Consider the following 25141-nt stretch of genomic DNA (forward strand, 5'->3'; position numbering starts at 1 on the left):
TGCTGCTACGGGATGGTGGGTAGATTCTTAAATTGTAAATCTAAATTATTTTCGATTAGACCCTATCACTTTTCAAATCTCGTCCGGCACATAGGCATTGAGAACACTATCCACTCAGGAGCCCGCCCATGTCCCGCACGCTTCAAACCCTTCTGCGACCGAGCCTGCTGGCCGTCGCCGTCGCACTCGCCGCACCGCTGGCCAGCTCGCAGGTCCTGGCGGCCTCCCAGGCTTCCAGCGTTCGCGCCTACAACCTGCCGGCGGCGCCGCTGTCCACCACCCTGACCCAGATCGCAAGCCAGGCTGGCATCGCGCTGTCGCTGGACCCGGCACTGGCCGCTGGCCGTACGTCGGCGCCGGTTCAGGGGCAGTTCGACGCACCGGGGGCAATGGCCCAGGCACTGCGCGGCACAGGGCTGCAACTGAGCCAGACCACAGCAGGCACATACGGCCTGGTTCCGGCGCCCGAAGGTGTGATGGCACTGCCGGAGACCAGCATTCAGGGGCGCCAGGACAACATTGAAAGTGCGTGGGGGCCGGCCGAGGGTTATGCCGCAGGTCGTACCGCAGCGGGCACCAAGACCGACACCGCGCTGGCCGAAGCACCGCGCTCGATTTCCGTGGCCACCCGCGAGCAAATGCAGGATCGCGCAGTACAGAACCTGGACGACGCCGTTCGTTACATGCCCGGGGTCGTCGCCAGCAGCTACGGCAGCGACAGCCGCGCCGAATGGCTGAAGATCCGCGGCTTCGAGCCAACGCAATTCCTCGACGGCCTGCCGCTGCCCAAAGGCGCCTACGTGATGCCGAAGATGGAAACCTGGGACCTGGAGCGCGTCGCCGTACTGCGCGGCCCTGCTTCCTCGGTTTACGGCCAGACGCCACCGGGCGGCTTGGTGGACATGGTCAGCCGACGTCCGCAGGCTGAAGCCAGCCACGAAGTGCAGGTCCAGGTGGGCAGCTACAACCGCAAGCAGATCAGCTTCGACAGCACCGGCAAGATCGATGACGCCGACAATTTCGAATACCGCGTCAGTGGCGTGGTCCGTGACAGCGGCACCACTGTCGATCACATCGACGACAAGCGCTACAACATCGCTCCCAGCCTGACCTGGAACATCGATCCGGACACCAAGCTGACGTTCCTCAGCATGTTCACCCGTGACGATACGGGCGCAACGAGCCAGTTCCTGCCGTTGCAGGGCACTCGCCTGTCCACGCCGGCGGGCAAGGTCGGTGCTCACGAGAACCTGGGCGATCCGGACTGGGAATTCTACGACAGGACCTATTACTCGCTGGGCTACGCCTTCGAGCATCGAATCAACGATGTCTGGCAGTTCCGCCAGAACCTGCGTTACACCAAGAGCGACCTGTCGTTCCAGACCATTACTTCGGGCGGCAGTGCCTTCGCCGTTGCTGACGACGGGACCCTTTCCCGTGGCGCCAACGTGGTCAACGAGGACATCAGCCAGTTCGCGTTCGACAACAACTTCGAAGCCAACTTCGACACCGGCGTGATCAAGCACAAACTGTTGCTGGGTGCTGACTATCAGCGCGTCAACCACAACTACAAATGGCTGTTCGGCTCGGCGCCCGACGGCAACATCATCACCCACCCGTACGGTCTGGACTTCAGCAACGTCAACTATTTCGCGTTCCAGAACTACAACCAGAAGACCGACAACTTCGGTGCCTACATCCAGGACCAGATGGAGCTGGATCAATGGCGCCTGACACTGGGCGGCCGCCAGGACCTGCTCAAGACCAAGACGCGCTTCTACAACCTGGCCGACGACCGCGACGAGCGAACCGACAGCGCCTTCACCGGCAACGCCGCGCTGAGCTATGTGTTCGATTCCGGCTTCACGCCGTACATTTCCTATGCCGAGTCGTTCCAGGCCGAGCAAGGCGGCGCTGCAGACGTTCAGAGCGGCCAGAGCAACGCGTTCAAGCCCGGTACCGGCAAGCAGTATGAAGCAGGCATCAAATACCAGCCGCCAGGCACCAATCTGCTGTTCTCCGCTGCCGCATACGAGCTGACCCGCCGCGACATCGTGCTCAGTGACACCTTCGGCACTTCACGCCCGTTGGGCGAAGCCAAGGTTCGCGGCTTTGAGCTGGAAGCGGTGGGCAACGTCACCGAAGAGCTGAAAGTCACCGCGTCGTACACCTACGCCAACAGCAAGATGACCAAGGTCACCGACCCGCTGGACAAAAACCGTCCGCTGCCGCTGACGCCGGAAAACGCAGCCTCGGTCTGGGCTGACTACACCTTCCACACCGGCCTGCTCGATGGCTTCGGCCTGGGCTTCGGCGCGCGTTACATCGGCGAGACCGACAACGTCGCGATTGGCAGCCTGGGTTTCGTGCGTGACAAGGACGATGGACACAGCCCCGCCTACACCGTCTATGACGCAGCAGTTCATTACGACTTGGGCCGCATGAACAGCTCGCTCAAGGGCGTCACCGTTGCGGTCAACGCCAACAACGTGTTCGACAAGGAATACCTGTCCACCTGCGACGGCTTCTATTGCTACTTCGGGGATCGCCGCAACGTGCTCGCCAGCGTGAACTACAAATGGTAATCGTTTAAACTCCCAGTGCTGAAAACAAGGGCCGCTCGCAACAGCGGCCCTTTTTGCTTTCGCTCACCGGTACCTCGCACCATGAAAAGCCAAACCATTCGCCGCTGGTCGTTCATCCACACCTGGAGCAGCCTGATCTGCACGGTGTTCCTGTTGATTCTGTGCATCACCGGCTTGCCGCTGGTGTTCCATCACGAAATCGAGCACATGCTCGGGGACGCCCCGGAACTCAAGGAAATGCCCGCAAACACGCCGCGCATGGACCTTCAACAGCTGGTCAAGGCCGCCGAAGCCCATCGCCCTGGCGAGGTGGTGCAATACTTTGGCTGGGATGAAGACGAAGCCAACGGCGTCTACGCGTTCATGGGCAAGACCGCCGGCGGTGACCCCAACGACACCCACACCTTCATGCTTGACCAGCGCACCGGAGAGGCGGTTGAAACGCCCTCGGCCAACGGCGGCTTCATGATGGTCATGCTGCGTCTGCACGTGGACATGTACGCAGGCCTGCCCGGAAAGCTGCTTCTGGCCTTCATGGGGCTGCTTTTTGTATTAGCGATTGTTTCCGGTGTGGTGCTGTATTCGCCCTTCATGCGCCGGCTGGATTTCGCCACCGTGCGGCCGAACAAATCGAACCGCGTGCGCTGGCTCGACCTGCACAACCTGATCGGCGTCGTCACGCTGACCTGGGCCTTCGTGGTCGGCCTTACCGGCGTGCTCAACGCCTGCGCGGACCTGGTGATCGCCCAATGGCGCAATGACTCGCTGGCGGCGGTGGTCGCCACCTACAAGGACGCGCCGCCGCTGACCGAACGCGCACCCGCATCGCGCCTGCTGGACATCGCCCAAGCCACGGTGCCGGGCGCCGAGCCCTCGTTCATTGCCTTCCCCGGTTCGCGCTTTTCCAGCGAACACCATTACGCCGTGTTCATGAAAGGCGATACCCACCTGACATCCCATCTGCTGACACCGGTGCTGATCGACGCCACCGACCTGAAAGTCACCGCCATCGTCAGCAGCCCGTGGTACATGGATGCGCTGCTGCTCTCGCAACCCCTGCACTTCGGTGATTACGGCGGCATGCCGATGAAGATCCTGTGGGGCGTGCTGGATGTGCTGACCATTATCGTATTGGGCAGTGGCGTCTACCTGTGGGTGGTGCGGCGCAAGGCGGCCGCCACCGTGAAGATTGCACAGACGGCGGAGGCGGCATGACCCGACACAAGAAGCACTCCGGGTTCTGGAAAACCTTCGCCAAGCCGACCTGGATTGCGCTGTTGATGGCCGTGGGTCTGTTCGCCGCGTTGCTGGGCGATGACGGCTGGGACGTGCTGTCGTGGATCGGCATGGGCATCCCGGCGTGGCTGAGCATCAAGGGGTTGATGGTTCGGCGTCAGGCTTGAGGCAAGCGGCAGTGCAGATTGCATCGAGCGATGTTGCAGGGCATTGCGCCGCTGACTAGTCTAGGGGCCAGTCCGTCCAGAGGAATGTCCATGTCTGCCCCTAGCATGACGCTGTATTACAACACCGCTTCGCCATTCGCGCGCAAGGTGCTGGTTCTGCTACACGAAACAGGACAGACCGCACGGGTCGAACTCAAGCCGGTCACCGTCACCCCGGTTGCCCCCGACGCGGCGGTGTGCCACGAAAACCCCTGCGGCAAGATTCCGGCACTGTGCCTGGCCGACAACAACGTGATCCACGACAGCCGGGTCATTCTCGACTATCTGGACCACCAGCACGTTGGCAACCCGCTGATTCCCCATGACGGCTCCGCCCGCTGGAGACGCCTGACCCTGGCATCGCTGGCCGACGCGGTGCTCGATGCGGCCCTGCTGATGCGTTATGAGACCTTCCTGCGCCCGGAAGAAAAGCGCTGGGGCGAGTGGATGGACAGCCAGGGCGAGAAGATTGCCCGCTCCCTGGCCTATTTCGAAGCCGAAGCGGTGACCGAATTGAGCTCCAATTTCGACATCGCCTCGATCAGCGTCGCCTGCGCCCTGGGCTACCTGGACTTCCGCCAACCCAACCTGGGCTGGCGCAGCAGCTATCCACGGCTGGCGAGCTGGTATCGCGAAGTCAGCGAACGTCCGTCGATGCTGGAAACGCAACCGCCGGCCTGAACACCGAATCTTCGGCACACCCGGAACCCGTAGCAGCACGGCTTGCCGGCGGGGGCGGTGTGTCAGTCACAGATGAGTTGCCTGATACACCGCTCCCGCCGGCAAGCCGTGCTGCTACGGGACGCGGTAGGCCCAATCCTTTAACAGTCGGGCTTGTCGGCGGTGTAGCGGCGCGCAGGGTTAACCGCCGCGCCGAACTCGCGCAGGGCCTTGGCGCCAATCAGCAGCGGATAGTTGAAGTGGCTGCGGTCCACCAGGTTGACCTCGACGGTGCGCTTCTCGTTGCCCAGGCACAGTTCCAGATCCACCACTGGACGCTTGGTCGGGTCTACCGGCTCGTCCTCGTCTTCCCCATCGGCGCGCCCCTTGATCCGGCTGATGCGCGACACCTTGTGCTCGTAGACCTTGCTGTCGGCATCCTTGGTCGCCAGACGGAAGCGGACCCAGTCATCGCCATCACGCTTGAACAGCTCGATATCCTTGGCCGACAAGGACGCGGTGAGTGCGCCAGTGTCCATCTTGGCCTTGAAGGTTTCGCCAAACTCGGAAACCTGAATGTATTCGTAGCGGCCATACAGCGTCGGTTCGGCGGCCATCACAGGCAACGCCAGCAGAGACAGAAGCGCCAGAAGGGATTTCACGTGACAGGTTCCTCGTTATGGATGGACGTTGCACAGGCCCGATTTTAGACCGCAACTTTGCGCATCGTTCGGTCACTAATACAGATCATCAGGCTACATGTAACCGGGTGAAACATTTGTCAGCGACAGTCGGATTTGGTTGTAACGAAAGACCTGCTTATCATTGCCCGCCCTCCTCATGACCACGAGTGATATATGCGTCACCTGCTCACCGGAATTGCCGTCACGCTACTGTTGCTGCTCAACACCCTGGTGCTGTTCGGCCCGCTGATGGTCTTCGCGCTGCTCAAGCTGGTGTTCCAGAGCGAATTGCGTGACCGCTGCTCCCACGCGGTGATGTGGATCGCCGAGACCTGGAGCGAGATCAACAAGCTGATCTTCAAGCTGTGCCTGCCCACCCGCTGGGAAATCCGCGGCGCGGATGGCCTGCGTGGCGACACGTCTTATCTGGTAGTGAGCAATCATCAATCCTGGGTGGACATCCCGGCGCTGGTACAGACGCTCAACCGCCGCACGCCGTTCTTCAAGTTTTTCCTCAAGAAGGAACTGATCTGGGTGCCGTTTCTGGGGCTGGCCTGGTGGGCGCTGGATTACCCGTTCATGAAGCGCTACACCAAGGCGTTCCTGGCCAAGAACCCGGAACTCAAGGGCAAGGATCTGGAAATCACCAAAGAGGCCTGCGAGCTGTTCAAGCGCCAGCCGGTGACCGTGGTGAATTATCTGGAAGGCACCCGGTTCACCGAGGCCAAGAAAGTCGAGCAGGATTCGCCCTACAGCCACCTGCTGCGGCCCAAGGCCGGCGGCGTGGCCTTTGTACTGGCGGCGATGGGCGAACAACTCGATGCCGTGCTCGACGTCACCGTGGTGTATCCGCAGCAGAGAATTCCAGGATTCTGGGACCTGATTTCAGGCCAGGTGCCGCGCGTCATCATTGACATCAAGACCCGCGAACTCGACCCCGCGCTGTGGCAGGGCGATTACGAGAATGACCCGGTGTTTCGCGAGTATGTACAGGACTGGGTCAACCGGCTGTGGGCCGAAAAGAACGCCCGCATCCAGACCCTGCGCGCAGAGCCCTGACACCGCCCCTGTAGGAGCGCGCTTGCCCGCGACAGCGTCATGCAAGCCCATGATGAGTCGCCTGACACACCGCCGTCGCGGGCAAGCGCGCTCCTACAAGATCATTTCGCGCCCCACACTCCGCTCAGCGCCTGCAACGCCGAACCACTGGCGCCCTGCTGCCCCAGGTACTGCAGGATCACCGGCACAAACTGCCCGACCATGCCACTGTCCATGCCCAGTGCGCTGAACGCCTTGTTCACGTCACCCATGCTCTGCACGTTGCCCAGCGCGCTGTTGATCGCCGAGTTGCTGCCACCGGAACCGCCCAGCATGCCGCCCAGACCACCCAGGCTGCCCAGCGCCGAGGTGCCTGACAACTGATCCAGCCCCGGCACCGCCTGGCTCAACTGCGAATAGTCATTGCCGGCCAGCTTGTTTTTCGCCAACCCCAGCAACGCGCCCGTACCGCCGACTGCCTGTTGCGGCGTGACATTCAATTGCGTACCCAGCGTGTTGAGCAAGCCAGCAGCCTCAGGCGCCGCAGTAGCCTTCTGCTGCCCGCCCGTGGCGCCGGAAACAGCGTTCGCCGCATCGTTCAGGTTGAACGCGAAGACCGGCGTCGCCGCCAGCGCCATCAACGTCGCCAGCACAGCACCGCGCGTGTTTTTCATCGAGACAGTCATCACAATCACCTTGTATGTGCACAAACCGGCAGGGCCGGGTCAACGCCTGTTTGACCGTGCCTTGAAGATTAGTTCCTGTGGTGTTTCCCGGATAACGCCCATAAAAAACCGGGGCACTCAGGCCCCGGTTTCTTTGACACTGTGTTGATTTATGCCGCGCTGAAGGTCTTGTGCGGGTCGATCACGAATTTCTTCGGTACGCCTGCGTCGAACTCGCCGTAACCGCGTGGCGCGTCGTCGAGGCTGATGACTTCCACGCCCACGACGTCGGCAATGTTGATGCGGTCCCACATGATGGCTTGCATCAGTTGGCGGTTGTACTTCATCACAGGCGTTTGGCCGGTGTGGAAGCTGTGGGATTTCGCCCAGCCCAGGCCGAAACGAATGCTCAGGCTGCCCATTTTCGCGGCAGCGTCTACAGCGCCCGGATCTTCGGTGACGTACAGGCCAGGGATACCGATCTTGCCCGCCACGCGAACCACGCCCATCAACGAGTTGAGCACGGTAGCCGGTGCTTCGGCCTTCACGCCTGCATGGCCATGACCACGGGCTTCGAAGCCCACGGCGTCGACGGCGCAGTCCACTTCAGGCTCGCCCAGGAGCGCGGCGATCTGCTCGTGCAGCGGGGTGTCCTTGGACAGGTCGGCGATTTCGAAGCCCTGAGCCTTGGCGTGGGCCAGGCGCACAGGGTTGACGTCACCCACAATCACCACGGCCGCGCCCAGCAGGCGAGCGGAAGCAGCGGCCGCCAGGCCGACAGGACCGGCGCCGGCGACGTACACCGAGCTACCCGGGCCAACGCCCGCGGTCACGGCACCGTGGTAACCGGTGGGCAGGATGTCGGAGAGGCAGGTCAGGTCGCGGATCTTTTCCATCGCGCGGTCGCGATCCGGCAGCTTGAGCAGGTTGAAGTCAGCGTAAGGGACCAGCACGTATTCGGCCTGGCCACCGACCCAGTCACCCATGTCCACGTAGCCGTAGGCACCACCGGCACGAGCCGGGTTGACGGTCAGGCAGACGCCTGTGTGTTGCTCTTTGCACGAACGGCACAGGCCGCACGCGACGTTGAAGGGAACGGAAACCAGGTCACCGATTTTCAGGTTTTCGACGCCGGAACCCATTTCGATCACTTCACCGGTGATCTCGTGACCCAGCACCAGGCCGACCTGGGCAGTGGTGCGGCCGCGCACCATGTGTTGGTCCGAGCCGCAGATGTTGGTGGAGACCACGCGCAGGATGACGCCATGCTCGATCTTGCGACCGCGTGGGTCCTGCATTTTTGGATAGTCGATCTTTTGTACTTCGACCTTGCCTGCGCCGAGATACACCACACCACGATTACCAGACATGCTTTTCACCTCGCTGAATTGTTTTTATGGATACAGCTGTGTAGCGGAGAAATGCGTTGCTTGGTGTTGCTGCAACGCATTGGTTGCTCTGGATTTCGAATACGTTCGTCGCACCCTGTAGGAGCGCGCTTGCCCGCGACAGCGGTGTGTCAGCCGGCGCGGAGTCGATGACGCACCGCCGTCGCGGGCAAGCGCGCTCCTACAGGTCAAAGGACAACAGTCCTGTTGGCGTTAAGGAACACCCGCCGTTCAATGTGATACCCCACCGCCCGCGCCAGCGTCAGGCCTTCGATGTCGCGGCCTTTGGCGATCAGGTCTTCGGGGTAGTGACTGTGGTCCACCACCTCGACGCCCTGGGCGATGATCGGGCCTTCGTCCAGATCGTTGTTGATGTAATGCGCCGTCGCACCGACCAGCTTCACGCCCTTGTTGTAGGCCTGGTGGTACGGCTTGGCACCCTTGAAGCCCGGCAGCAGCGAGTGATGAATGTTGATCGCCTTGCCATCGAGCTTGCGGCACAGCTCCGGCGACAGCACCTGCATGTAACGGGCAAGTACCACAAGCTCGGCACCGGACTCCTCGATCACGTTCCACACCTTCGCTTCCTGCGCCGGCTTGTCGTTGGGGTCGAGGGGGAAATGGTAGTAGGGAATTTCGTGCCAGCGAGCCAGCGGTTCGAGATCGGGGTGGTTGGACACCACGGCGACCACGTCCATGGCCAGTTGGTTGATGCGCTGACGGTACAGAAGGTCGTTCAGGCAGTGATCGGCCTTGGAGACCATGATGACCACTTTCGGCCGATAGTTCGGCGCTGTCAGCTCGAAGTTCATGCCAAAGCTTTCGGCACGCTCGCTCAGGCCTGCGCGGAACGAGGACTCGTCGAAGCCATCGGGCTGACGGAATTCGACACGAATGAAAAAGCGGCTGGAGAGCCGGTCATCGAACGAGTGGTGCTCGGTGACGTAGCAGCCCTGCTCGAACAGAAACCGCGTCACCGCATCCACCGTGCCCAGCACGCTGGGGCAGTCGGCGGTCAGAATCCAGGTATCGGGGGCGCGGCTCATGGGGTGTTGCTCCTGTTGTCAGACGTTTGCACAAGCATTGTAGGAGCGCGCTTGCCCGCGACAGGGTCGGTCCATTCAACATCATGGGTGAATGACACAACGCCGTCGCGGGCAAGCGCGCTCCTACAGGGTTAGGCCGCGACGCCCAGGCCGTACTCGGCGCTGGCATCCTGCAGCCACAACCACCAGTAATCGGCGAAGCTGCGGCGGATCAGCAGTTCCCAGGTTTCTTCACCGGTACGGCGGATCACCAGTTGCGATTTGGCGAAGACGGTGCCGACGGCCTTGCCCACGGGGAAGTTGCTTGGGTGTACGTCGTAGCTGGTGGATTTCATCAGCACGTCGCGCACGTTCGGCCCGGTCAGTTCCAGAATCGACTGGCCGCCGGACACGTTGACCACCTGGATGTGCAGGCCGGCCAGCGCTTCACGCAGCTTCTGCTCGACGGCGAATTCTTCGCCGGTCGGAACGATCAGCAGCCACTCGTCCGGGCCCATCCACTGGATAGAACTGTCGCCGCTGGAGACCAGCGTCAACGCGGCAGGCAGTTCCATGCCCAGCGCCTTGTGAACACCGGCAGCAAACGCCGGATCATGGGCATCGCCACGAATGGTCAGGTGGCCCAGCAGTTTTTTCTCGCGCAGCACCACACCCGGGTTGGTGCGGCCCTTGCCGACCAGGCTTTTCAGATCGGCGTGAAACAGAGGCGACTCGACTTTGGCGTCGGTCGTTGGCCGCTGTTGGTAAACGTTGGCTGTGGTCATAGAGCACCTGTTTTGAATTCTGTTGTGTTGCCGGAGCGCCTCACTGTAGGAGCGCGCTTGCCCGCGATGCGTTGAATCAGCTACATCAATGGCGATTGACACACCGCAATCGCGGGCAAGCGCGCTCCTACAGGTTAGAACCGTGGAGCGAGCTTGCTCACTATTTACTCCACGTTCTGCCGGTCACCCTTCGGATCGAAGAACACCGAGGAAACGATTTCCGCCTCGATCACGCTGCCATCCGCCTGGGGCGAGAACACACGTTCGCCCATGCGCTTGAGACCACCCTTGACCACGCCCATGGCGAACGAGTAACCCAGCGAGTTCGCCGCGTAGCTCGAGGTCACGTGACCGACCATGGTCATCGGGATCGATTGCTTCGGATCGAATACCAGTTGCGCACCTTCCGGCAGCCACTTGTTCGGATCGACCGGCTTGAGGCCGACCAGTTGCTTGCGATCCTCACGCACGCAGTCTTCACGGCTCATGCCACGCTGGCCGATCCACGAGAACGGTTTGGTGCGACCGACACACCAGCCCATGTTCAGGTCGTCCGGGGTCATCGAGCCGTCGGTATCCTGGCCGACGATGATGAAGCCCTTCTCGGCCCGCAGTACGTGCATGGTTTCGGTGCCGTACGGGGTCAGGTTGTACTTCTTGCCCGCCTCGGCGATTTTTTCCAGGACACCCATGGCGTAGTCCGCCTGGATGTTCACTTCGTAGGAAAGCTCACCGGTGAAGGAAATCCGGAACACGCGAGCCGGTACGCCACCGACCAGACCTTCTTTCCAGGTCATGAACGGGAAGGCTTCACGATCCAGGTCGATGTCGGTCACTTCGCTGAGCAGCTTGCGGCTGTTCGGGCCCGACAGGGTCAGGGTCGCGTAGTGGTCGGTCACGGAGGTGAAGTACACCTTCAGGTCCGGCCATTCGGTCTGCTGATAGATTTCCAGCCATTGCAGCACGCGTGCAGCGCCGCCAGTGGTGGTGGTCATGATGAAGTGGTTGTCGGCGACGCAGGCGGTTACACCGTCGTCGAAGACCATGCCGTCTTCTTTACACATCAGGCCGTAGCGCGCCTTGCCCACATCCAGCTTGGTCCAGGCGTTGGTGTAGATTCGGTTCAGGAACTCGCGTGCATCCGGGCCCTGGATGTCGATCTTGCCCAGGGTCGAGGCGTCCAGCAGGCCGACGCTGTCGCGCACGGCTTTGCATTCGCGGCGCACGGCTGCGTGGATGTCTTCACCGGCTTTCGGGAAGTACCAAGGACGTTTCCACTGACCGACGTCTTCGAACTCGGCGCCGTTCTTGACGTGCCAGGCGTGCAGCGCGGTGAAGCGCACAGGCTCGAAGATGTGACCGCAGTGACGACCGGCTACCGCGCCGAAGGTCACCGGCGTGTAGTTCGGGCGGAACATGGTGGTGCCCATCTCAGGGATGGTGACGTTCAGCGAGCGGGCCGCGATGGCCAGACCGTTGACGTTGCCCAGCTTGCCCTGATCAGTGCCAAAGCCCAGCGCGGTGTAGCGTTTTACGTGTTCGACCGACTCGAAGCCTTCGCGGGTCGCCAGTTCGATGGCGGCAGCGGTGACGTCGTTCTGCAGGTCGACGAATTGTTTCGGCGCGCGGGAAGTGCCCTTCTCGTGCGGCACCTGGAACATCGCCAGGGTCGCTTCTTCCACGCGGCTCAGAGCCTTTGGAATCACACCTTCCACAGGCTGGAAGCCGGCTTCGGACGCTGCACGAACACCGCCTTCGAAACCGTCGGCCAGTGCATCGCCCAGTGGGTAAACACCGTTGATGCCGCCGACACATACGCGTTTCTGAGGCGCTTCACCCGGTACGAAACCGAGGATGTCTTCACGCCAGACCGGCTTGCCGCCCAAGTGGGACGCCAGGTGAACGATCGGGCTGTAACCGCCGGAACTGGCAACCAGGTCGCAGTCCAGCCACTCGCCATTGCTGGTGACCTTGTGTGCACGCACGTCGATGGCCGCCACACGGGCACCGGTGACGCGCTTGCTGCCACGGGCTTCGATGACCGCGCTGCCGGTCAGGATGCGAATGCCTTTGGCACGCGATTCTTCAACCAGCGCACCACGTGGGTTGTGGCGTGCATCGGCCACGGCCACCACTTGCAGGCCGGCATCGAGCCAGTCCAGCGCCACGCGGTAGGCGTAGTCGTTGTTGGTGGACAGCACCAGCTTCTTGCCCGGTGCCACGCCGTAACGGCGAACGTAAGTCGAAACGGCACCGGCCAGCATGTTGCCCGGTACGTCGTTGTTGCCGTAGACCAGCGGACGCTCGTGAGTACCGGTCGCCAGTACCACGCGCTTGGCGCGGACGCGGTGCATGCGCTGACGCACCTGGCCGATCGGTGCACGGTCGCCGAGGTGATCGGTCAGACGCTCGTGGATGGTCAGGAAGTTGTGGTCGTGGTAGCCGTTCACTGTGGCGCGTGGCAGCAGCACCACGTTCTTCAAGCCTTTGAGCTCGGCAACGACGGTGGCTACCCACTCAGCGGCGGGCTTGCCGTCCAGGCTTTCGCGGGAATCGAGCAGGCTGCCGCCGAACTCTTCCTGTTCGTCCGCCACGATCACGCGGGCGCCGCTGCGCGCAGCTGCCAGTGCCGCCGCCAGACCCGCAGGACCTGCGCCGACCACCAGCACGTCGGCGTGGTGGTTCATGTTGTCGTAGGTGTCCGGATCGTTCTCGGTCGGCGAGCGACCAAGACCTGCGGCCTTGCGAATGTACTTCTCGTAGGTCATCCAGAACGATTGCGGGTACATGAAGGTTTTGTAGTAGAAGCCCGGTGGCATCAGCTTGCCGCCGACCTTGCCGAGAATCCCCATCATGTCGGTGTTCACGCTCGGCCAGCCGTTGGTGCTGGTGGCGACCAGGCCCGAGTACAGCGCTTGTTGCGTGGCGCGCACGTTCGGGATCTGGGTGGCTTCGGTCGCGCCGATCTGCAGTACCGCGTTCGGCTCTTCGGAGCCTGCCGCGAAGATGCCGCGAGGACGCGAGTATTTGAAGCTGCGGCCGATGATGTCGACGCCGTTGGCCAGCAGGGCTGCGGCCAGGGTGTCGCCTTCAAAGCCCTGGTAAGTCTGGCCGTTGAAGCTGAAGTTCAGGACCTTGCTGCGGTCGATGCGGCCGCCATTGGGCAGACGATTGGACTGGCTCATGCTTTATCTCCCTTCCCGACGGCTGGAACCGGGTTCACGAACTGCGGTTTGGTGCCAATCAGATAGGTCTCGAGAATTTCGTAAGTCACGGTGTCACGCGTGGCGTTGAAGTACTGACGGCAACCGGCAGCGTGAATCCACAGCTCGTGGTGCAGACCGCGCGGGTTGTCGCGGAAGAACATGTAGTCGCCCCACTGCTCGTCGGTGCAGGCAGCAGGGTCCAGTGGACGCGGAATGTGAGCCTGACCCGAACCGTGGAATTCCTCTTCGGAGCGCAGTTCGCCACAGTGAGGACAGAAGATGTGCAACATAGGAAATTCTCCTGTTAGTGGGCGACCGCGGCAGCGCCGTGTTCGTCGATGAGTGCGCCGTTGTGGAAACGGTCGATTGAGAAAGGTTTGGCCAGCGGATGCATTTCGCCTTTCGCCAGACTCGCCGCGAAAACGTTGCCCGAGCCCGGTGTAGCCTTGAAGCCACCGGTGCCCCAACCGCAGTTGAAGAACATGTTCGGTACTGGCGTCTTGGAGATGATCGGGCAAGCGTCCGGCGTGGTGTCGACGATGCCGCCCCACTGGCGGTTCATGCGCACGCGGGACAGCACCGGGAACATCTCGACGATGGCCTGGATGGTGTGTTCGATCACCGGGTAGGAACCGCGCTGACCATAGCCGACCCAGCCATCGATACCGGCGCCGATCACCAGGTCGCCTTTGTCGGACTGGCTGATGTAGCCGTGAACGGCGTTGGACATGATGACGCTGTCGATGATTGGCTTGATCGGCTCGGACACCAGCGCTTGCAGCGGGTGCGACTCGACCGGCAGGCGGAAGCCCGCGAGCTTGGCCATGTGGCCGGAGTTACCGGCGGTCACCACACCGACGCGCTTGGCGCCGATGAAGCCCTTGTTGGTTTCAACGCCGACGCACACGCCGTTTTCCTTGCGGAAACCCGTGACTTCGGTCTGCTGGATCAGGTCCACGCCCAGGGCGTCAGCGGCGCGGGCAAAGCCCCAGGCCACGGCGTCGTGACGGGCAACGCCACCGCGACGTTGAACGGTCGCGCCGATGATCGGGTAACGGGTGTTCTTCGAGCAGTCCAGGTACGGAATTTCTTCAGCCACCTGTTTGCCGTTGAGCAGTTCGCCATCGACGCCGTTCAGGCGGTTGGCGCTGACACGACGCTCGGAGTCACGCATGTCCTGCAGGGTGTGGCACAAGTTGTACACACCGCGCTGGGAGAACATGACGTTGTAGTTCAGGTCCTGGGACAGGCCTTCCCACAGTTTCATCGCGTGTTCGTACAGGTGGGCCGATTCGTCCCACAGGTAGTTGGAGCGCACGATGGTGGTGTTACGGGCGGTGTTGCCGCCGCCCAGCCAGCCTTTCTCGACCACGGCCACGTTGGTGATGCCGTGCTCCTTGGCCAGGTAGTAAGCAGTCGCCAGACCGTGACCGCCACCGCCAACGATGACCACGTCGTAGACCTTCTTAGGGGTCGGCGTGCGCCACATGCGCTGCCAGTTTTCATGGTGGCTGAGGGAGTGTTTGAAGAGGCCGAAGCCCGAATAGTGTTGCATGGTGCTACTCCTGACTCAGCGGTAAACCGGGAAATCGGCGCACAGGGCGGCAACCTGGCTGGCAACATTGGCCTCGACATCGGCATCGCCGAGGTTGTCGAGAATGTCGCAGATCCAGCCAGCCAGCGTCGTGCATTGAGCGACTTTGAAACCGCGGGTGGTGACGGCCGGGGTGCCGATACGCAGGCCCGAGGTCACGAATGGCGATTGTGGGTCGTTCGGTACGGCGTTCTTGTTCACGGTGATGTGCGAACGGCCCAGAGCGGCGTCGGCATCCTTACCAGTCAGGCCCTGACGGATCAGGCTGACCAGGAACAGGTGGTTGTCGGTACCGCCGGACACCACGTCGTAACCGCGATCGATGAACACCTGGGCCATGGCCTGGGCGTTGTCGATCACTTGTTGTTGATAAGCCTTGAAACCTGGCTCCATCGCTTCCTTGAAGCACACGGCCTTGCCTGCGATGACGTGCATCAGCGGACCGCCCTGAGCGCCGGGGAATACAGCGGCGTTCAGTTTCTTTTCGATTTCTTCGTTGGACTTGGCCAGGATCAGGCCACCACGTGGACCGCGCAGGGTCTTGTGGGTGGTGGTGGTGACCACGTCGGCGTACGGCAGCGGGTTCGGGTACAGGCCAGCGGCAACCAGACCGGCTACGTGGGCCATGTCGACGAACAGCAGCGCCCCGACCTTGTCAGCGATGGCGCGGAAGCGTGGGAAATCCAGAGTCTTGGAGTAAGCCGAGAAGCCGGCAACGATCATCTTAGGCTTGTGCTCTACCGCCAGGCGCTCGACTTCGTCGTAGTCGATCAGGCCGGTGGTGGTGTCGATGCCGTACTGAACAGCGTTGTAGAGCTTGCCCGAGGACGACACTTTGGCGCCGTGGGTCAGGTGGCCACCGTGGGCCAGGCTCATGCCCAGGATGGTGTCGCCGGCTTGCAGCAGGGCCAGGTAAACGGCGCTGTTGGCCGAGGAACCGGAGTGCGGCTGCACGTTGGCGTAATCGGCGCCGAACAGCTGCTTGGCGCGGTCGATGGCCAGTTGCTCGACCTTGTCGACGTGCTCGCAGCCACCGTAGTAGCGCTTGCCCGGGTAGCCTTCGGCGTATTTGTTGGTCAGGCCGCTGCCCTGCGCCTGCATGACGCGCTTGCTGGTGTAGTTTTCCGAGGCGATCAGCTCGATGTGATCTTCCTGACGTTGATCTTCGGCATTCATCGCTGCCAACAGTGCATCGTCATAACCCTGGATCTGGTCTTGCTTGCTGAACATCGCGGTTCTCCCAGCGGCGGCGCGGCGCCTGATTGTCAGTAGGACTTGTGGACTGTCCTTTGAAAGCGATGGTAGGGCCGACGCAGACAGGCTAGATGCCTACGCACGCCACGCAAAGGCGCGTTTACGACATGGTTTTGCAGGGAGGGGGGAATGCAGGGTTTGACATGACACCTGTAGGAGCGCGCTTGCCCGCGAAAACGTTGTATCAGGCGGGTTCTACGCCTCTGACACACCGCCATCGCGGGCAAGCGCGCTCCTACGCAGGGATGTGTTGAAACAAAAATCCCCGGTCAATGCCGGGGATTTTAGAGTGACGAATGTCGCAATCAGACAGATTTTCCAGGCAGCAATCCGTCGGCCCTGAACATCCCGCGAATCCCGCGCACCGCCTGACGAATGCGATCCTGGTTCTCGATCAGGGCGAAACGCACGTGATCGTCGCCGTATTCACCAAAACCGACACCCGGCGACACACACACCTTGGCCTCGGCCAGCAGCTTCTTGGCGAACTCCAGTGAGCCCAGATGCGCGTACGCCTCAGGGATCTTGGCCCAGACATACATCGAGGCTTTGGGGTTTTCGACCATCCAGCCCAGTTCATGCAGGCCTTTTACTAGCACGTTGCGACGCTGGCGGTATTGCTCGGCGATGTCGAGCACGCATTGCTGGTCGCCTTCCAGCGCGGCAATGGCGGCCACTTGCAGCGGGGTGAAGGTGCCGTAGTCGTGGTAGCTCTTGATCCGCGCCAGTGCGTTGACCAGCTCGGGATTCCCGACCATGAAGCCGATCCGCCAGCCCGCCATGTTGTAGCTCTTGGACAGGGTGAAGAACTCCACCGCGATATCCTTGGCGCCCGGCACCTGCATGATCGACGGGGCTTTCCAGCCGTCGTAGACGATGTCGGCGTAGGCCAGGTCGTGAACCACCAGCACGTCGTACTGCTTGGCCAGCGCGACGACGCGCTCGAAGAAGTCCAGTTCGACGCACTGGGCGGTCGGGTTGGACGGAAAGCCCAGGATCATCATCTTCGGCTTGGGGATCGAGCCGCGAATGGCCTTTTCCAGTTCGGCGAAGAAGTCCACGCCCGGAATCAGCGGCACCGAACGCACCTGCGCCCCGGCAATCACCGCGCCGTAGATGTGGATTGGGTAACTGGGATTGGGCACCAGCACTGTGTCGCCCTGATCGAGGGTGGCGAGCATCAGGTGCGCCAGGCCCTCTTTCGAGCCGATGGTGACGATGGCTTCGGTTTCAGGGTCGATGTCGACCTCGTAACGTTTTTTGTACCAGCTTGAGATCGCCCGACGCAGACGCGGGATGCCACGCGAAGTCGAGTAGCCGTGAGTGTCTTCACGTTGGGCGACGGTGACCAGTTTTTCGACGATGTGCGGCGGCGTTGCCCCATCGGGGTTGCCCATGCTCAGGTCGATGATGTCCTCACCACGACGACGAGCGGCCATTTTAAGCTCGGCAGTGATGTTGAACACGTAAGGGGGGAGTCGATCGATGCGCGCAAAGCGGCGCGGCGAACCTTGGTCTGCCATGGAGGCCTCTAAAAGACGTAAGCGCCCGGAACCGTCCGAGCGACGTTGGCCACTGCGGTGGCCTGGTGCGGAAGATAAAGGCGGGGACGGCGGTTTGTCTACAGCGTTTTTTTCAACACCACAGCGCCCTGTAGGAGCGCGCTTGCCCGCGACTGTGATGGATCAGAGACAACCCTGGACCTGACACACCGCAATCGTCCGGATGCGGCCCAGACCAAGCGCGCTCCTACAGGATCAGCATGCGCAGGCAATACAGGGCAAGAAAATGCAGCGGATAAATCAGGTAGGCCCATTTACGCATCGGCCATACCCCGAACCCAGGCTTGCTGCGCAGCAGCGCCAGTCCCAACCAGGGCCCGAGCAGACAAGCGACCAGCGCGCCGATTGAGATAGGGTCGCCCCAGAGCATGCCGTCGATGATCCTGGACCACTCATTACTCAACAGGCAGACGATCCCCGGCACCACCGCCAGCCACAACGAACCGCGCAACACCAACACAAAAGCGGCCGGCAACAGGACCCCGAACGCGCCGAACATCCAATGCGGCGCAAACGCGACACCCAGTCCCAGCGCGACGATGCCCATGGCTCGCACCGACCACGTACGAGCGACCGCCCCCTGCGCCACCAGCAACCCCAGCACCAGGGTCGGCAGCACGTTGAGCGTGGTCACCTCACCTGCCATGTACAGGCGATAAGGCAGTTCGGCAATCAGCGAAAACACCGCAAGCCACGCCAGATATTTCCAGCTCACACCGGCCTGAGGGGCGCGATCCATGCCGCGCCGCACGTTCACCGCGATCGCCAGGCAAAACCACGCGAACGCCAGACGCCCCGGCACGTACAGCCAATCTGCAGACCAACCGACGTAACGCAAGTGGTCCAGCACCATGCTCAGCATCGCCAGCCACTTGAGCACGTCCAGTGCCCGGTCACGCAAAGGGCGGGTACTCGCCGTGGTCTCGCTCATGTCCTCACTCATCTGATGAATTTTCTGACGCAAGAATGCATGACCAAACCATGGAATGTTCGTTACAGTCGCAGCCTTCGACTACAGGGAACCGGCCATGTCAGACCAAAGCCAGCAGTTTGCCAGCGACAACTATTCGGGAATCTGCCCGGAAGCCTGGGCGGCCATGGAACAAGCGAACCACGGCCATCAACGCGCCTATGGCGATGATCAGTGGACAGCACGCGCCGCCGATCAATTCCGTCAGCTGTTCGAAACCGATTGTGAAGTGTTCTTCGCCTTCAACGGCACGGCGGCCAACTCCCTGGCCCTGTCGTCGTTGTGCCAGAGCTACCACAGCGTCATCTGCTCCGAAACCGCCCACGTCGAGACCGACGAATGCGGCGCGCCGGAGTTCTTCTCAAACGGCTCCAAGCTGCTGACCGCACGCAGCGAGAACGGCAAGCTGACGCCCGAATCGATCCGCGAAGTGGCGCTCAAGCGTGCCGACATCCATTACCCCAAACCGCGGGTCGTGACCCTTACCCAGGCGACCGAGGTGGGCAGCGTCTACCTGCCTGAAGAACTCAAGGCCATCAGCGACACCTGCAAGGAACTGGGCCTGAACCTGCACATGGACGGCGCCCGCTTCGCCAACGCCTGTGCGTACCTGGGTTGCACACCGGCGGAGTTGACCTGGAAGGCCGGCATCGATGTGCTGTGCTTTGGTGGCACCAAGAACGGCATGGCGGTGGGTGAGGCGATCCTGTTCTTCAACCACAAGCTGGCTGAAGACTTCGACTACCGCTGCAAACAGGCAGGGCAACTGGCGTCGAAGATGCGTTTCCTGTCGGCGCCGTGGGTCGGCCTGCTGGAAAACGACGCCTGGCTCAAACATGCCCGCCACGCCAACAGCTGCGCGCAGTTGCTGGCCGAACTGGTGAAGGATATTCCGGGGGTTGAGCTGATGTTCCCGGTGCAGGCCAACGGCGTGTTCCTGCAACTGTCGGAAGCGGCGATTGCGGCACTGACCGCCAAGGGCTGGCGGTTCTACACCTTCATCGGCAGCGGCGGCGCGCGGTTCATGTGCTCCTGGGACACCGAAGAAGCCCGCGTGCGCGAGCTGGCAGCGGACATCCGCCTGGTGATGGGGGCTTGAGGACAGAAGTACACCACTGTAGGAGCGCGCTTGCCCGCGACGGCGTCGGTGAATCCAACAAATTCATCGCCTGAAACACCGCTGTCGTCCGGATGCGGCCCAGACCAAGCGCGCTCCTACATGAGCAACACCTCACCCCTGCGCAATCACCTTCTCGATCACCTCGACCGTCGCATTGACCTTTTCCTCGTAAACGCTCAGCTCTGCGGCATGCTGCTGTTTGAGTTCGATCTGCTTCGAGCACAGGTTCAGCGCCGCCAGCACCAGCAGGCGGTCGCCGATCAGGGTCGGGTAGCTGCGCTTGGTCTCGGACAATGCCGCCTTGAGCATGACCACGGCATCCATCAAGGTCTGCTCCTGACCCTCGGGTGCCTTGATCGTGTAATCGTTGCCCAGAATGGAAATGACCTTGGTGGTGTCGCGGTCGATAATCATGCGCCGACCGCGCTGACGCTGGTGGCACGGTCAACCAGCGCCTGAATGCGGGCTGCGGTAGCGCCTTGCTTTTCTTCCTGCTCCAGCAGGCTCAACTGCAGGCTGTCGTTGTCATCCCTGGCCTTTCGCAACTCGTCAGTGAGTTGCGCGTTCGAGTTCTGCAATTCCTGGTTCTGCTGCACCAGGTCTGCAACGAGCTTTTCCAACTGGCTTAGGGATGCTTCCAACATTTTGATTTCTCAGGCAAATTTCAAGGGCGCGTACGATAAAGAAAAGAGACTTCGGCTACCAGTGAAATCAGGGCATTTACGCCACAACACCGACCTTGCAAGCACTTCGTTCACTTCAACGGCACAAACGCATAACGGACCTGATTGACTGCGTTTTGGCCGTCTTGTTCCTGCTGTTCGTCAGATCGGCCCCCTGCGACACAAGCGCACAGGTATGGACCAACGGGTTCAAGTCTGGGAAGACGCGACCGATAAGTCATGCATCTCTGACCATTCTCCCCCTCGCCTCGCATGGATTGCGGCCTTTCTGGAACCGTCATGTCCCTACGTAATATGAACATCGCGCCCCGCGCATTCCTCGGTTTTTCCATCATCGGCTTGTTGATGCTGGTGCTGGGTGTCTTCGCTCTGATGCAAATGAGCAAGATCAACGACGCCACCGAAACCATGGCCACCAACAGCATGCCCAGCATCAAGTCGCTGGACAAACTGACCGAAGGCAGCATTCGCCTGCGCGTGCTGTCGTACCGCCTGATGCTCAATCGCGAGCCTGAAACCCTGGCCAAGACCGTCGAACTGCTGGCCATGCGCAACAGGCAGATCGAAGAAGCTCGCGCCATCTACGTCAAGCTGATCGCAGCGCCCGAGGAGCAGGCCGCGTACGACCAGTACGTCAGGCTGCTCAACGAGTACCGCGGGCTCGAAGACCGCATGAAGTCCCTGAGTAACGCCAACAAGCTGGACGAACTGGCAACCCTGCTCGGCGCTGACCTGCAAACCAACTCCGACCAGATGAACACCGTCCTCGGCAAGCTGGTGGAGATCAACACCCAGCAGCTCAATGACACCAACAAGATGGCGTCGGACCAGTATTCGACCGCCTTCACCATGGTCGTGACCCTGCTCATCATTGCCACTGCACTGACCCTGCTGTTCGCCTGGCTGCTGACCAACAGCATTACCCGTCCGATTGCAGCGGCACTGAACGCTGCCGAAGAAATTGCCGAAGGCGACCTGACCCGCACCATCCAGGTCGATGGCACCGACGAAGCTGGCCGACTGCTGACCGCCATGCTGAAAATGCAGTCCAAGCTGCGCGACACGCTGCAACGCATTTCCGGATCCGCCACCCAGTTGGCCTCGGCCGCAGAAGAACTGAACGCGGTGACCGACGAAAGCGCCCGGGGCCTGTCGCAGCAGAACAACGAGATCGAGCAGGCAGCGACTGCGGTCAACGAAATGACCAGCGCCGTGGAAGAAGTGGCACGCAACGCCGTGAGCACGTCCGAAGCCTCGCAGAACGCCACCACCTCGGCCAGCGATGGTCGTGACCTGGTCCAGGAAACCGTCAGCGCCATCGAGCGCATGAGCGGCGACGTGCAAAGCACCGCCACCCTGATCGGCAACCTGGCCGATGAATCCCGCGACATCGGCAAGGTGCTGGACGTGATCCGCGGCCTGGCCGACCAGACCAACCTGCTGGCCCTCAACGCTGCCATCGAAGCGGCGCGCGCGGGTGAAGCCGGCCGTGGCTTTGCCGTGGTCGCCGACGAAGTTCGCGCCCTGGCGCACCGCACCCAGCAGTCGACCAGCGAGATCGAGCGCATGATCGGCAGCATTCAGGGTGGCACCGAGCAAGCCGTGAACTCCATGCGCAGCAGCACCGAACGCGCAGAATCCACCCTGAGCATCGCCAAAGGCGCGGGCCTTGCGCTGGATACCATTAACAACGCGGTGGTGGAAATCAACGAACGCAACCTGGTCATTGCCAGCGCTGCGGAAGAACAGGCCCAAGTGGCCCGCGAAGTGGACCGCAACCTGGTCAACATCCGTGACCTGTCGACCCAGTCGGCCACCGGTGCCAACCAGACCAGCGCAGCGAGCAACGAGCTGTCGCGCCTGGCGGTGGATTTGAACGGGATGGTGGCGCGCTTCCGTTTGTGAATGGGTTCCAAATCCAGAAAGGGAATGCTGCTCATCGCGGCATTCCTGACCTCTGGAACCAAGGAAGCCACCGTTACAATTTGCTGAAACCTCAAAGTTGACCTCCTTACGGAGGCCCATATAATCCAGCGCAACACACCCGCCAAGCCTAGGTTGACCTGGTCAGCACGCTCAAATCGCGCGGGTTTTTTTTGCCTGGAGAAAATGGCATGAGGCCATTCGATAAACCCGCCCTCAGCGTAGATCAGCAACTGGAACTGCTGAAGAAGCGCGGCCTGCACATCGCGAATGAAAAAAAGGCGATGTCTTTGCTGGAGGTGGTCACGCTGTTCCGGCTCAGTCCATACATGCGTCCATTTCAGGAAACACGCCCTGACCACGCGTTCAAGCCTGGTTCAAGCTTGAAAGATATCGTGGAGGTCTATCGCTTCGACTCTTCATTACGCAGCCTCGTCATGGAGGCAATAGAAAAAGTCGAAGTGGCCGTGCGCGCAGCCATCAACAACCATTTAAGTCCCAGGCTCGGTTCAGGCTGGATAGCCGACCCGAAGTCGTTTCAGTCATCCTATGCTCATGGCGAGCTCTTGCGCCCACTGCGGCTTAAGCTCGCCGACGAGGCAAGAAAGCTGGAGCGCGAACGCGTCCGAAACCGGCGCAACGAACTCTCTGAGCAGGCGACTCAACAACACATGGAGAACCGCGCTCGCGATAACTACTTCCGCTTTTATGGCGCAACCTATAGTGCGCCGCAGCTGCCGCCTGCGTGGGCAATGCTTGAGGAAATGAGCCTTGGGACGGTCTCGACCCTTTTCAGGGCCCTCGCCAGAAGCCGCGACAAGAAAGCCATCGCATCGCGGTTCAAACTGCCTTTTGAAGTACTGCAGTCTTGGTTGCACACGCTAACGTTCATCCGCAACTGCTGCGCCCATCACTCACGCCTGTGGAACAGAGAGCTGCCCGTTCGCCCGTCACTGCCCAAAAGCTGGGCGCTATTGGCGGCTTGCCACAACCAGCCTCAGCCATCACAGCGGCTGTACGTGGTATTCACCATGCTTGCTTACCTGACGGATCTGATCAGCCCGGATACTCAGTGGAAGGCCCGAGCACTGAAGATGCTGAGAGATCAGGACGCCTCAAAACTGAGGCCGATGGGATTCCCGGTTGGTTGGTCAGCCCAGGAACAGTGGAATTAGGTCCGTGGCATGGAACAGTCCGACTTACCGGCGGCAGCGCCTTCGAAATCGCCACCGCCGGCAAGCCATGCTGCTACACGCTTATCAATACTCGATCCGCACATCCCCTTTCGGCACGCTGCAGCACGACAGGATGTAACCCTCTTCCACGTCGTCGTCGGTGATCCCGCCGTTGTGCTCCATCTCCACCTCCCCGCTCAGCTTCATCACCTTGCAGGTCCCGCAGATCCCCATGCCGCAGGCTTTCGGAATCATCAGGCCAAGCTTGGCTGCAGCGGCGTGAACGGTTTCGCCCGGCGCCACGCGGATGCTCTTGCCGGTGTCGGTGAATTCCACCTGATGCAACTCGGCAACGTCGATTTCCGGTGCGTCGGCGGCCTGCTCGGCATGCTCCACGGCGTCTGCACGAGCCTCCGGAGGCGTCGCGCCGAAAGATTCCTCGTGGTACTGCGCCATGTTGAAACCGTTGGCTTCCAGCAGGCGCTTGACCGCGTTCATGTACGGCGTCGGGCCGCAGCAGAACACCTCACGCTCCATGAAGTCCGGCGCCATAAGCTCAAGCATCTTCTGGTTCAGGTAACCGCGATAACCCGCCCACGGCTCACCCAGACCATGCTTCTCGCACACGATGTGCAGCGAGAAGTTGTTGATGCGCGACGCCATCTGCTCCAGCTCGCGGTGATAGATGATGTCCTTGGGCGAACGTGAGCTGTGGACGAACACCATGTCGACGTTGGCGTTGGTGTCGTAGTACCAGCGCGCCATGGACATCACCGGCGTGATACCGACACCGCCGCTGAGGTACAGAATCTTCGGGTTCGGGAAGTCGATGGCGTTGAACAAACCCACCGGCCCGTGCACGGCCAGCTCCTGGCCTTCGTGAAGGGTGTCGTGCAGCCAGTTGGACACCTTGCCGCCCGGCACACGCTTGATGGTGATCGAGAAGCTGTATGGCACCGATGGCGAGCTGGAAATGGTGTAGGAGCGCATGGTCGGCACGCCGTCGATTTCCAGCTCCAGGGTGACGAACTGACCCGGCTTGAAAAAGAACAGGATCGGCTGATCGGCCATGAAGCAAAAGGTGCGCACGTCCCAGGTTTCCTGGATCACTTTTACGACCCGCACAAGGTGGCGGCCATTGGCCCAAGTCTGCGTGTTGACCGGGCTGAGGAAACTCTGGGACATACTCACTCTCCACGGCCGACTGTCGGCCTCTTATGGTGGCGATTCTGCGTAACGCGAGAACGGCCTATTTACCTATCAGCGACATTCACATACTTATGGCGACCAGGCCCGGTCTATAGGGGTTGCGTAGTCGTCAACGGAATCGGCCATGTCGCCCATGGATAAGGTTCACGTCGCGCCCCACTCCACACTCGCGGC

The 25141-nt window shown here is 61.4% G+C and carries 22 protein-coding genes; 8 read left to right on the forward strand and 14 right to left on the reverse strand.

Annotation, left to right across the window (positions count from 1 at the left end; genetic code table 11):
* The first annotated feature begins 128 nt into the window (after positions 1 to 128).
* From ACIPO9_RS18270 to ACIPO9_RS18285, 4 genes are all read left to right on the forward strand, one after another.
* Positions 129 to 2585: a TonB-dependent siderophore receptor gene (locus ACIPO9_RS18270; protein WP_400782611.1), complete on the forward strand. Its 2457-nt coding sequence runs from the start codon at positions 129 to 131 to the stop codon at positions 2583 to 2585.
* Between the two features lie 81 nt (positions 2586 to 2666).
* On the forward strand, positions 2667 to 3800 hold the full coding sequence (locus ACIPO9_RS18275) for a PepSY-associated TM helix domain-containing protein (protein WP_400782613.1): 1134 nt from the start codon (positions 2667 to 2669) through the stop codon (positions 3798 to 3800).
* On the forward strand, positions 3797 to 3988 hold the full coding sequence (locus tag ACIPO9_RS18280; RefSeq protein ID WP_274131554.1) for a hypothetical protein: 192 nt from the start codon (positions 3797 to 3799) through the stop codon (positions 3986 to 3988). Before ACIPO9_RS18275 ends, ACIPO9_RS18280 begins: the two co-directional genes overlap by 4 nt.
* A 90-nt stretch (positions 3989 to 4078) precedes the next feature.
* Entirely contained in the window at positions 4079 to 4708 is a 630-nt protein-coding gene (locus ACIPO9_RS18285; RefSeq protein ID WP_400608649.1) for a glutathione S-transferase family protein, read from the forward strand.
* A gap of 140 nt (positions 4709 to 4848) precedes the next feature.
* Here the strand turns inward: ACIPO9_RS18285 and ACIPO9_RS18290 are convergent, their stop codons facing one another.
* The gene (locus ACIPO9_RS18290; protein ID WP_274131556.1) at positions 4849 to 5349 is read right to left on the reverse strand and encodes an ATP-dependent zinc protease; all 501 of its coding nucleotides are present in this window, start codon (positions 5347 to 5349) and stop codon (positions 4849 to 4851) included.
* 195 nt (positions 5350 to 5544) lie between these two features.
* Between ACIPO9_RS18290 and ACIPO9_RS18295 the strand changes: the two genes are divergently transcribed.
* Positions 5545 to 6429 carry an acyltransferase gene (locus ACIPO9_RS18295; protein ID WP_400782615.1) on the forward strand — a complete coding sequence of 295 codons (885 nt, stop codon included), beginning with the start codon at positions 5545 to 5547 and terminating at the stop codon, positions 6427 to 6429.
* Positions 6430 to 6530: 101 nt separating this feature from the next.
* Here the strand turns inward: ACIPO9_RS18295 and ACIPO9_RS18300 are convergent, their stop codons facing one another.
* The 10 genes from ACIPO9_RS18300 to ACIPO9_RS18345 all read right to left on the reverse strand — a co-directional run bounded on the left by ACIPO9_RS18300 (position 6531) and on the right by ACIPO9_RS18345 (position 18818).
* Positions 6531 to 7082 carry a DUF2780 domain-containing protein gene (locus ACIPO9_RS18300; RefSeq protein WP_400782618.1) on the reverse strand — a complete coding sequence of 184 codons (552 nt, stop codon included), beginning with the start codon at positions 7080 to 7082 and terminating at the stop codon, positions 6531 to 6533.
* A 161-nt stretch (positions 7083 to 7243) separates the two neighbouring features.
* Positions 7244 to 8443, reverse strand: coding sequence for a formaldehyde dehydrogenase, glutathione-independent (gene fdhA / locus ACIPO9_RS18305; protein WP_274131560.1), 1200 nt, complete (start codon positions 8441 to 8443; stop codon positions 7244 to 7246).
* Between the two features lie 206 nt (positions 8444 to 8649).
* Complete coding sequence (gene purU / locus ACIPO9_RS18310) at positions 8650 to 9507, reverse strand: formyltetrahydrofolate deformylase (RefSeq protein WP_400782621.1); 858 nt, start codon at positions 9505 to 9507, stop codon at positions 8650 to 8652.
* Between the two features lie 131 nt (positions 9508 to 9638).
* A complete protein-coding gene (locus ACIPO9_RS18315) occupies positions 9639 to 10271 on the reverse strand; it encodes a sarcosine oxidase subunit gamma (RefSeq protein ID WP_400782624.1) in 633 nt (210 codons plus the stop codon).
* 164 nt (positions 10272 to 10435) lie between these two features.
* Positions 10436 to 13456, reverse strand: a complete 3021-nt coding sequence (locus ACIPO9_RS18320) for a sarcosine oxidase subunit alpha (protein WP_400782626.1) — start codon at positions 13454 to 13456, stop codon at positions 10436 to 10438.
* Entirely contained in the window at positions 13453 to 13767 is a 315-nt protein-coding gene (locus ACIPO9_RS18325; protein ID WP_166595674.1) for a sarcosine oxidase subunit delta, read from the reverse strand. Before ACIPO9_RS18325 ends, ACIPO9_RS18320 begins: the two co-directional genes overlap by 4 nt.
* A gap of 14 nt (positions 13768 to 13781) precedes the next feature.
* Complete coding sequence (locus tag ACIPO9_RS18330; RefSeq protein WP_400608655.1) at positions 13782 to 15032, reverse strand: sarcosine oxidase subunit beta family protein; 1251 nt, start codon at positions 15030 to 15032, stop codon at positions 13782 to 13784.
* A gap of 15 nt (positions 15033 to 15047) precedes the next feature.
* The gene (gene glyA, locus ACIPO9_RS18335; protein WP_274131564.1) at positions 15048 to 16301 is read right to left on the reverse strand and encodes a serine hydroxymethyltransferase; all 1254 of its coding nucleotides are present in this window, start codon (positions 16299 to 16301) and stop codon (positions 15048 to 15050) included.
* A 329-nt stretch (positions 16302 to 16630) separates the two neighbouring features.
* Complete coding sequence (gene alaC / locus ACIPO9_RS18340) at positions 16631 to 17848, reverse strand: alanine transaminase (RefSeq protein WP_274131565.1); 1218 nt, start codon at positions 17846 to 17848, stop codon at positions 16631 to 16633.
* 226 nt (positions 17849 to 18074) lie between these two features.
* Complete coding sequence (locus tag ACIPO9_RS18345) at positions 18075 to 18818, reverse strand: TraX family protein (protein WP_400782628.1); 744 nt, start codon at positions 18816 to 18818, stop codon at positions 18075 to 18077.
* 97 nt (positions 18819 to 18915) lie between these two features.
* On the opposite strand from ACIPO9_RS18345, the gene ACIPO9_RS18350 reads away from it, so the two are divergent.
* Positions 18916 to 19956 (forward strand): low specificity L-threonine aldolase, encoded by a 1041-nt coding sequence (locus ACIPO9_RS18350; protein ID WP_400782630.1) that lies wholly within the window; start codon positions 18916 to 18918, stop codon positions 19954 to 19956.
* A gap of 132 nt (positions 19957 to 20088) precedes the next feature.
* Here the strand turns inward: ACIPO9_RS18350 and ACIPO9_RS18355 are convergent, their stop codons facing one another.
* Together ACIPO9_RS18355 and ACIPO9_RS18360 are read right to left on the reverse strand one after the other, a co-directional pair.
* On the reverse strand, positions 20089 to 20391 hold the full coding sequence (locus tag ACIPO9_RS18355; RefSeq protein WP_274131568.1) for a cell division protein ZapA: 303 nt from the start codon (positions 20389 to 20391) through the stop codon (positions 20089 to 20091).
* A complete protein-coding gene (locus tag ACIPO9_RS18360) occupies positions 20388 to 20621 on the reverse strand; it encodes a hypothetical protein (RefSeq protein ID WP_274131569.1) in 234 nt (77 codons plus the stop codon). Before ACIPO9_RS18360 ends, ACIPO9_RS18355 begins: the two co-directional genes overlap by 4 nt.
* A gap of 318 nt (positions 20622 to 20939) precedes the next feature.
* Here ACIPO9_RS18360 and ACIPO9_RS18365 point away from each other — a divergent pair, with 318 nt between their 5' ends.
* Positions 20940 to 22565 carry a methyl-accepting chemotaxis protein gene (locus ACIPO9_RS18365; protein ID WP_274131570.1) on the forward strand — a complete coding sequence of 542 codons (1626 nt, stop codon included), beginning with the start codon at positions 20940 to 20942 and terminating at the stop codon, positions 22563 to 22565.
* Positions 22566 to 22774: 209 nt separating this feature from the next.
* Positions 22775 to 23758, forward strand: a complete 984-nt coding sequence (locus ACIPO9_RS18370) for an Abi family protein (protein ID WP_274131571.1) — start codon at positions 22775 to 22777, stop codon at positions 23756 to 23758.
* Positions 23759 to 23842: 84 nt separating this feature from the next.
* Here ACIPO9_RS18370 and gbcB read toward each other — a convergent pair whose 3' ends face one another.
* Positions 23843 to 24943: a glycine-betaine demethylase subunit GbcB gene (gene gbcB / locus ACIPO9_RS18375; protein WP_274131572.1), complete on the reverse strand. Its 1101-nt coding sequence runs from the start codon at positions 24941 to 24943 to the stop codon at positions 23843 to 23845.
* Positions 24944 to 25141 lie beyond the last annotated feature (198 nt).

Origin of the sequence: Pseudomonas sp. NPDC090203 (assembly GCF_044746765.1) — a bacterium.
Taxonomy (GTDB): Bacteria; Pseudomonadota; Gammaproteobacteria; order Pseudomonadales; family Pseudomonadaceae; genus Aquipseudomonas; species Aquipseudomonas putida_AD.

What these genes read in the sequence shown, in the direction of transcription:
- ACIPO9_RS18270 (WP_400782611.1), top strand. Translation starts at nt 129, where the DNA reads ATGTCCCGCACGCTTCAAACCCTTCTGCGACCGAGCCTGCTGGCCGTC.
- ACIPO9_RS18275 (WP_400782613.1), top strand. Translation starts at nt 2,667, where the DNA reads ATGAAAAGCCAAACCATTCGCCGCTGGTCGTTCATCCACACCTGGAGC.
- ACIPO9_RS18280 (WP_274131554.1), top strand. Translation starts at nt 3,797, where the DNA reads ATGACCCGACACAAGAAGCACTCCGGGTTCTGGAAAACCTTCGCCAAG.
- ACIPO9_RS18285 (WP_400608649.1), top strand. Translation starts at nt 4,079, where the DNA reads ATGTCTGCCCCTAGCATGACGCTGTATTACAACACCGCTTCGCCATTC.
- ACIPO9_RS18295 (WP_400782615.1), top strand. Translation starts at nt 5,545, where the DNA reads ATGCGTCACCTGCTCACCGGAATTGCCGTCACGCTACTGTTGCTGCTC.
- ACIPO9_RS18300 (WP_400782618.1), bottom strand. Translation starts at nt 7,082, where the DNA reads ATGAAAAACACGCGCGGTGCTGTGCTGGCGACGTTGATGGCGCTGGCG.
- fdhA (WP_274131560.1), bottom strand. Translation starts at nt 8,443, where the DNA reads ATGTCTGGTAATCGTGGTGTGGTGTATCTCGGCGCAGGCAAGGTCGAA.
- purU (WP_400782621.1), bottom strand. Translation starts at nt 9,507, where the DNA reads ATGAGCCGCGCCCCCGATACCTGGATTCTGACCGCCGACTGCCCCAGC.
- ACIPO9_RS18315 (WP_400782624.1), bottom strand. Translation starts at nt 10,271, where the DNA reads ATGACCACAGCCAACGTTTACCAACAGCGGCCAACGACCGACGCCAAA.
- ACIPO9_RS18320 (WP_400782626.1), bottom strand. Translation starts at nt 13,456, where the DNA reads ATGAGCCAGTCCAATCGTCTGCCCAATGGCGGCCGCATCGACCGCAGC.
- ACIPO9_RS18325 (WP_166595674.1), bottom strand. Translation starts at nt 13,767, where the DNA reads ATGTTGCACATCTTCTGTCCTCACTGTGGCGAACTGCGCTCCGAAGAG.
- ACIPO9_RS18330 (WP_400608655.1), bottom strand. Translation starts at nt 15,032, where the DNA reads ATGCAACACTATTCGGGCTTCGGCCTCTTCAAACACTCCCTCAGCCAC.
- glyA (WP_274131564.1), bottom strand. Translation starts at nt 16,301, where the DNA reads ATGTTCAGCAAGCAAGACCAGATCCAGGGTTATGACGATGCACTGTTG.
- alaC (WP_274131565.1), bottom strand. Translation starts at nt 17,848, where the DNA reads ATGGCAGACCAAGGTTCGCCGCGCCGCTTTGCGCGCATCGATCGACTC.
- ACIPO9_RS18345 (WP_400782628.1), bottom strand. Translation starts at nt 18,818, where the DNA reads ATGAGCGAGACCACGGCGAGTACCCGCCCTTTGCGTGACCGGGCACTG.
- ACIPO9_RS18350 (WP_400782630.1), top strand. Translation starts at nt 18,916, where the DNA reads ATGTCAGACCAAAGCCAGCAGTTTGCCAGCGACAACTATTCGGGAATC.
- ACIPO9_RS18355 (WP_274131568.1), bottom strand. Translation starts at nt 20,391, where the DNA reads ATGATTATCGACCGCGACACCACCAAGGTCATTTCCATTCTGGGCAAC.
- ACIPO9_RS18360 (WP_274131569.1), bottom strand. Translation starts at nt 20,621, where the DNA reads ATGTTGGAAGCATCCCTAAGCCAGTTGGAAAAGCTCGTTGCAGACCTG.
- ACIPO9_RS18365 (WP_274131570.1), top strand. Translation starts at nt 20,940, where the DNA reads ATGTCCCTACGTAATATGAACATCGCGCCCCGCGCATTCCTCGGTTTT.
- ACIPO9_RS18370 (WP_274131571.1), top strand. Translation starts at nt 22,775, where the DNA reads ATGAGGCCATTCGATAAACCCGCCCTCAGCGTAGATCAGCAACTGGAA.
- gbcB (WP_274131572.1), bottom strand. Translation starts at nt 24,943, where the DNA reads ATGTCCCAGAGTTTCCTCAGCCCGGTCAACACGCAGACTTGGGCCAAT.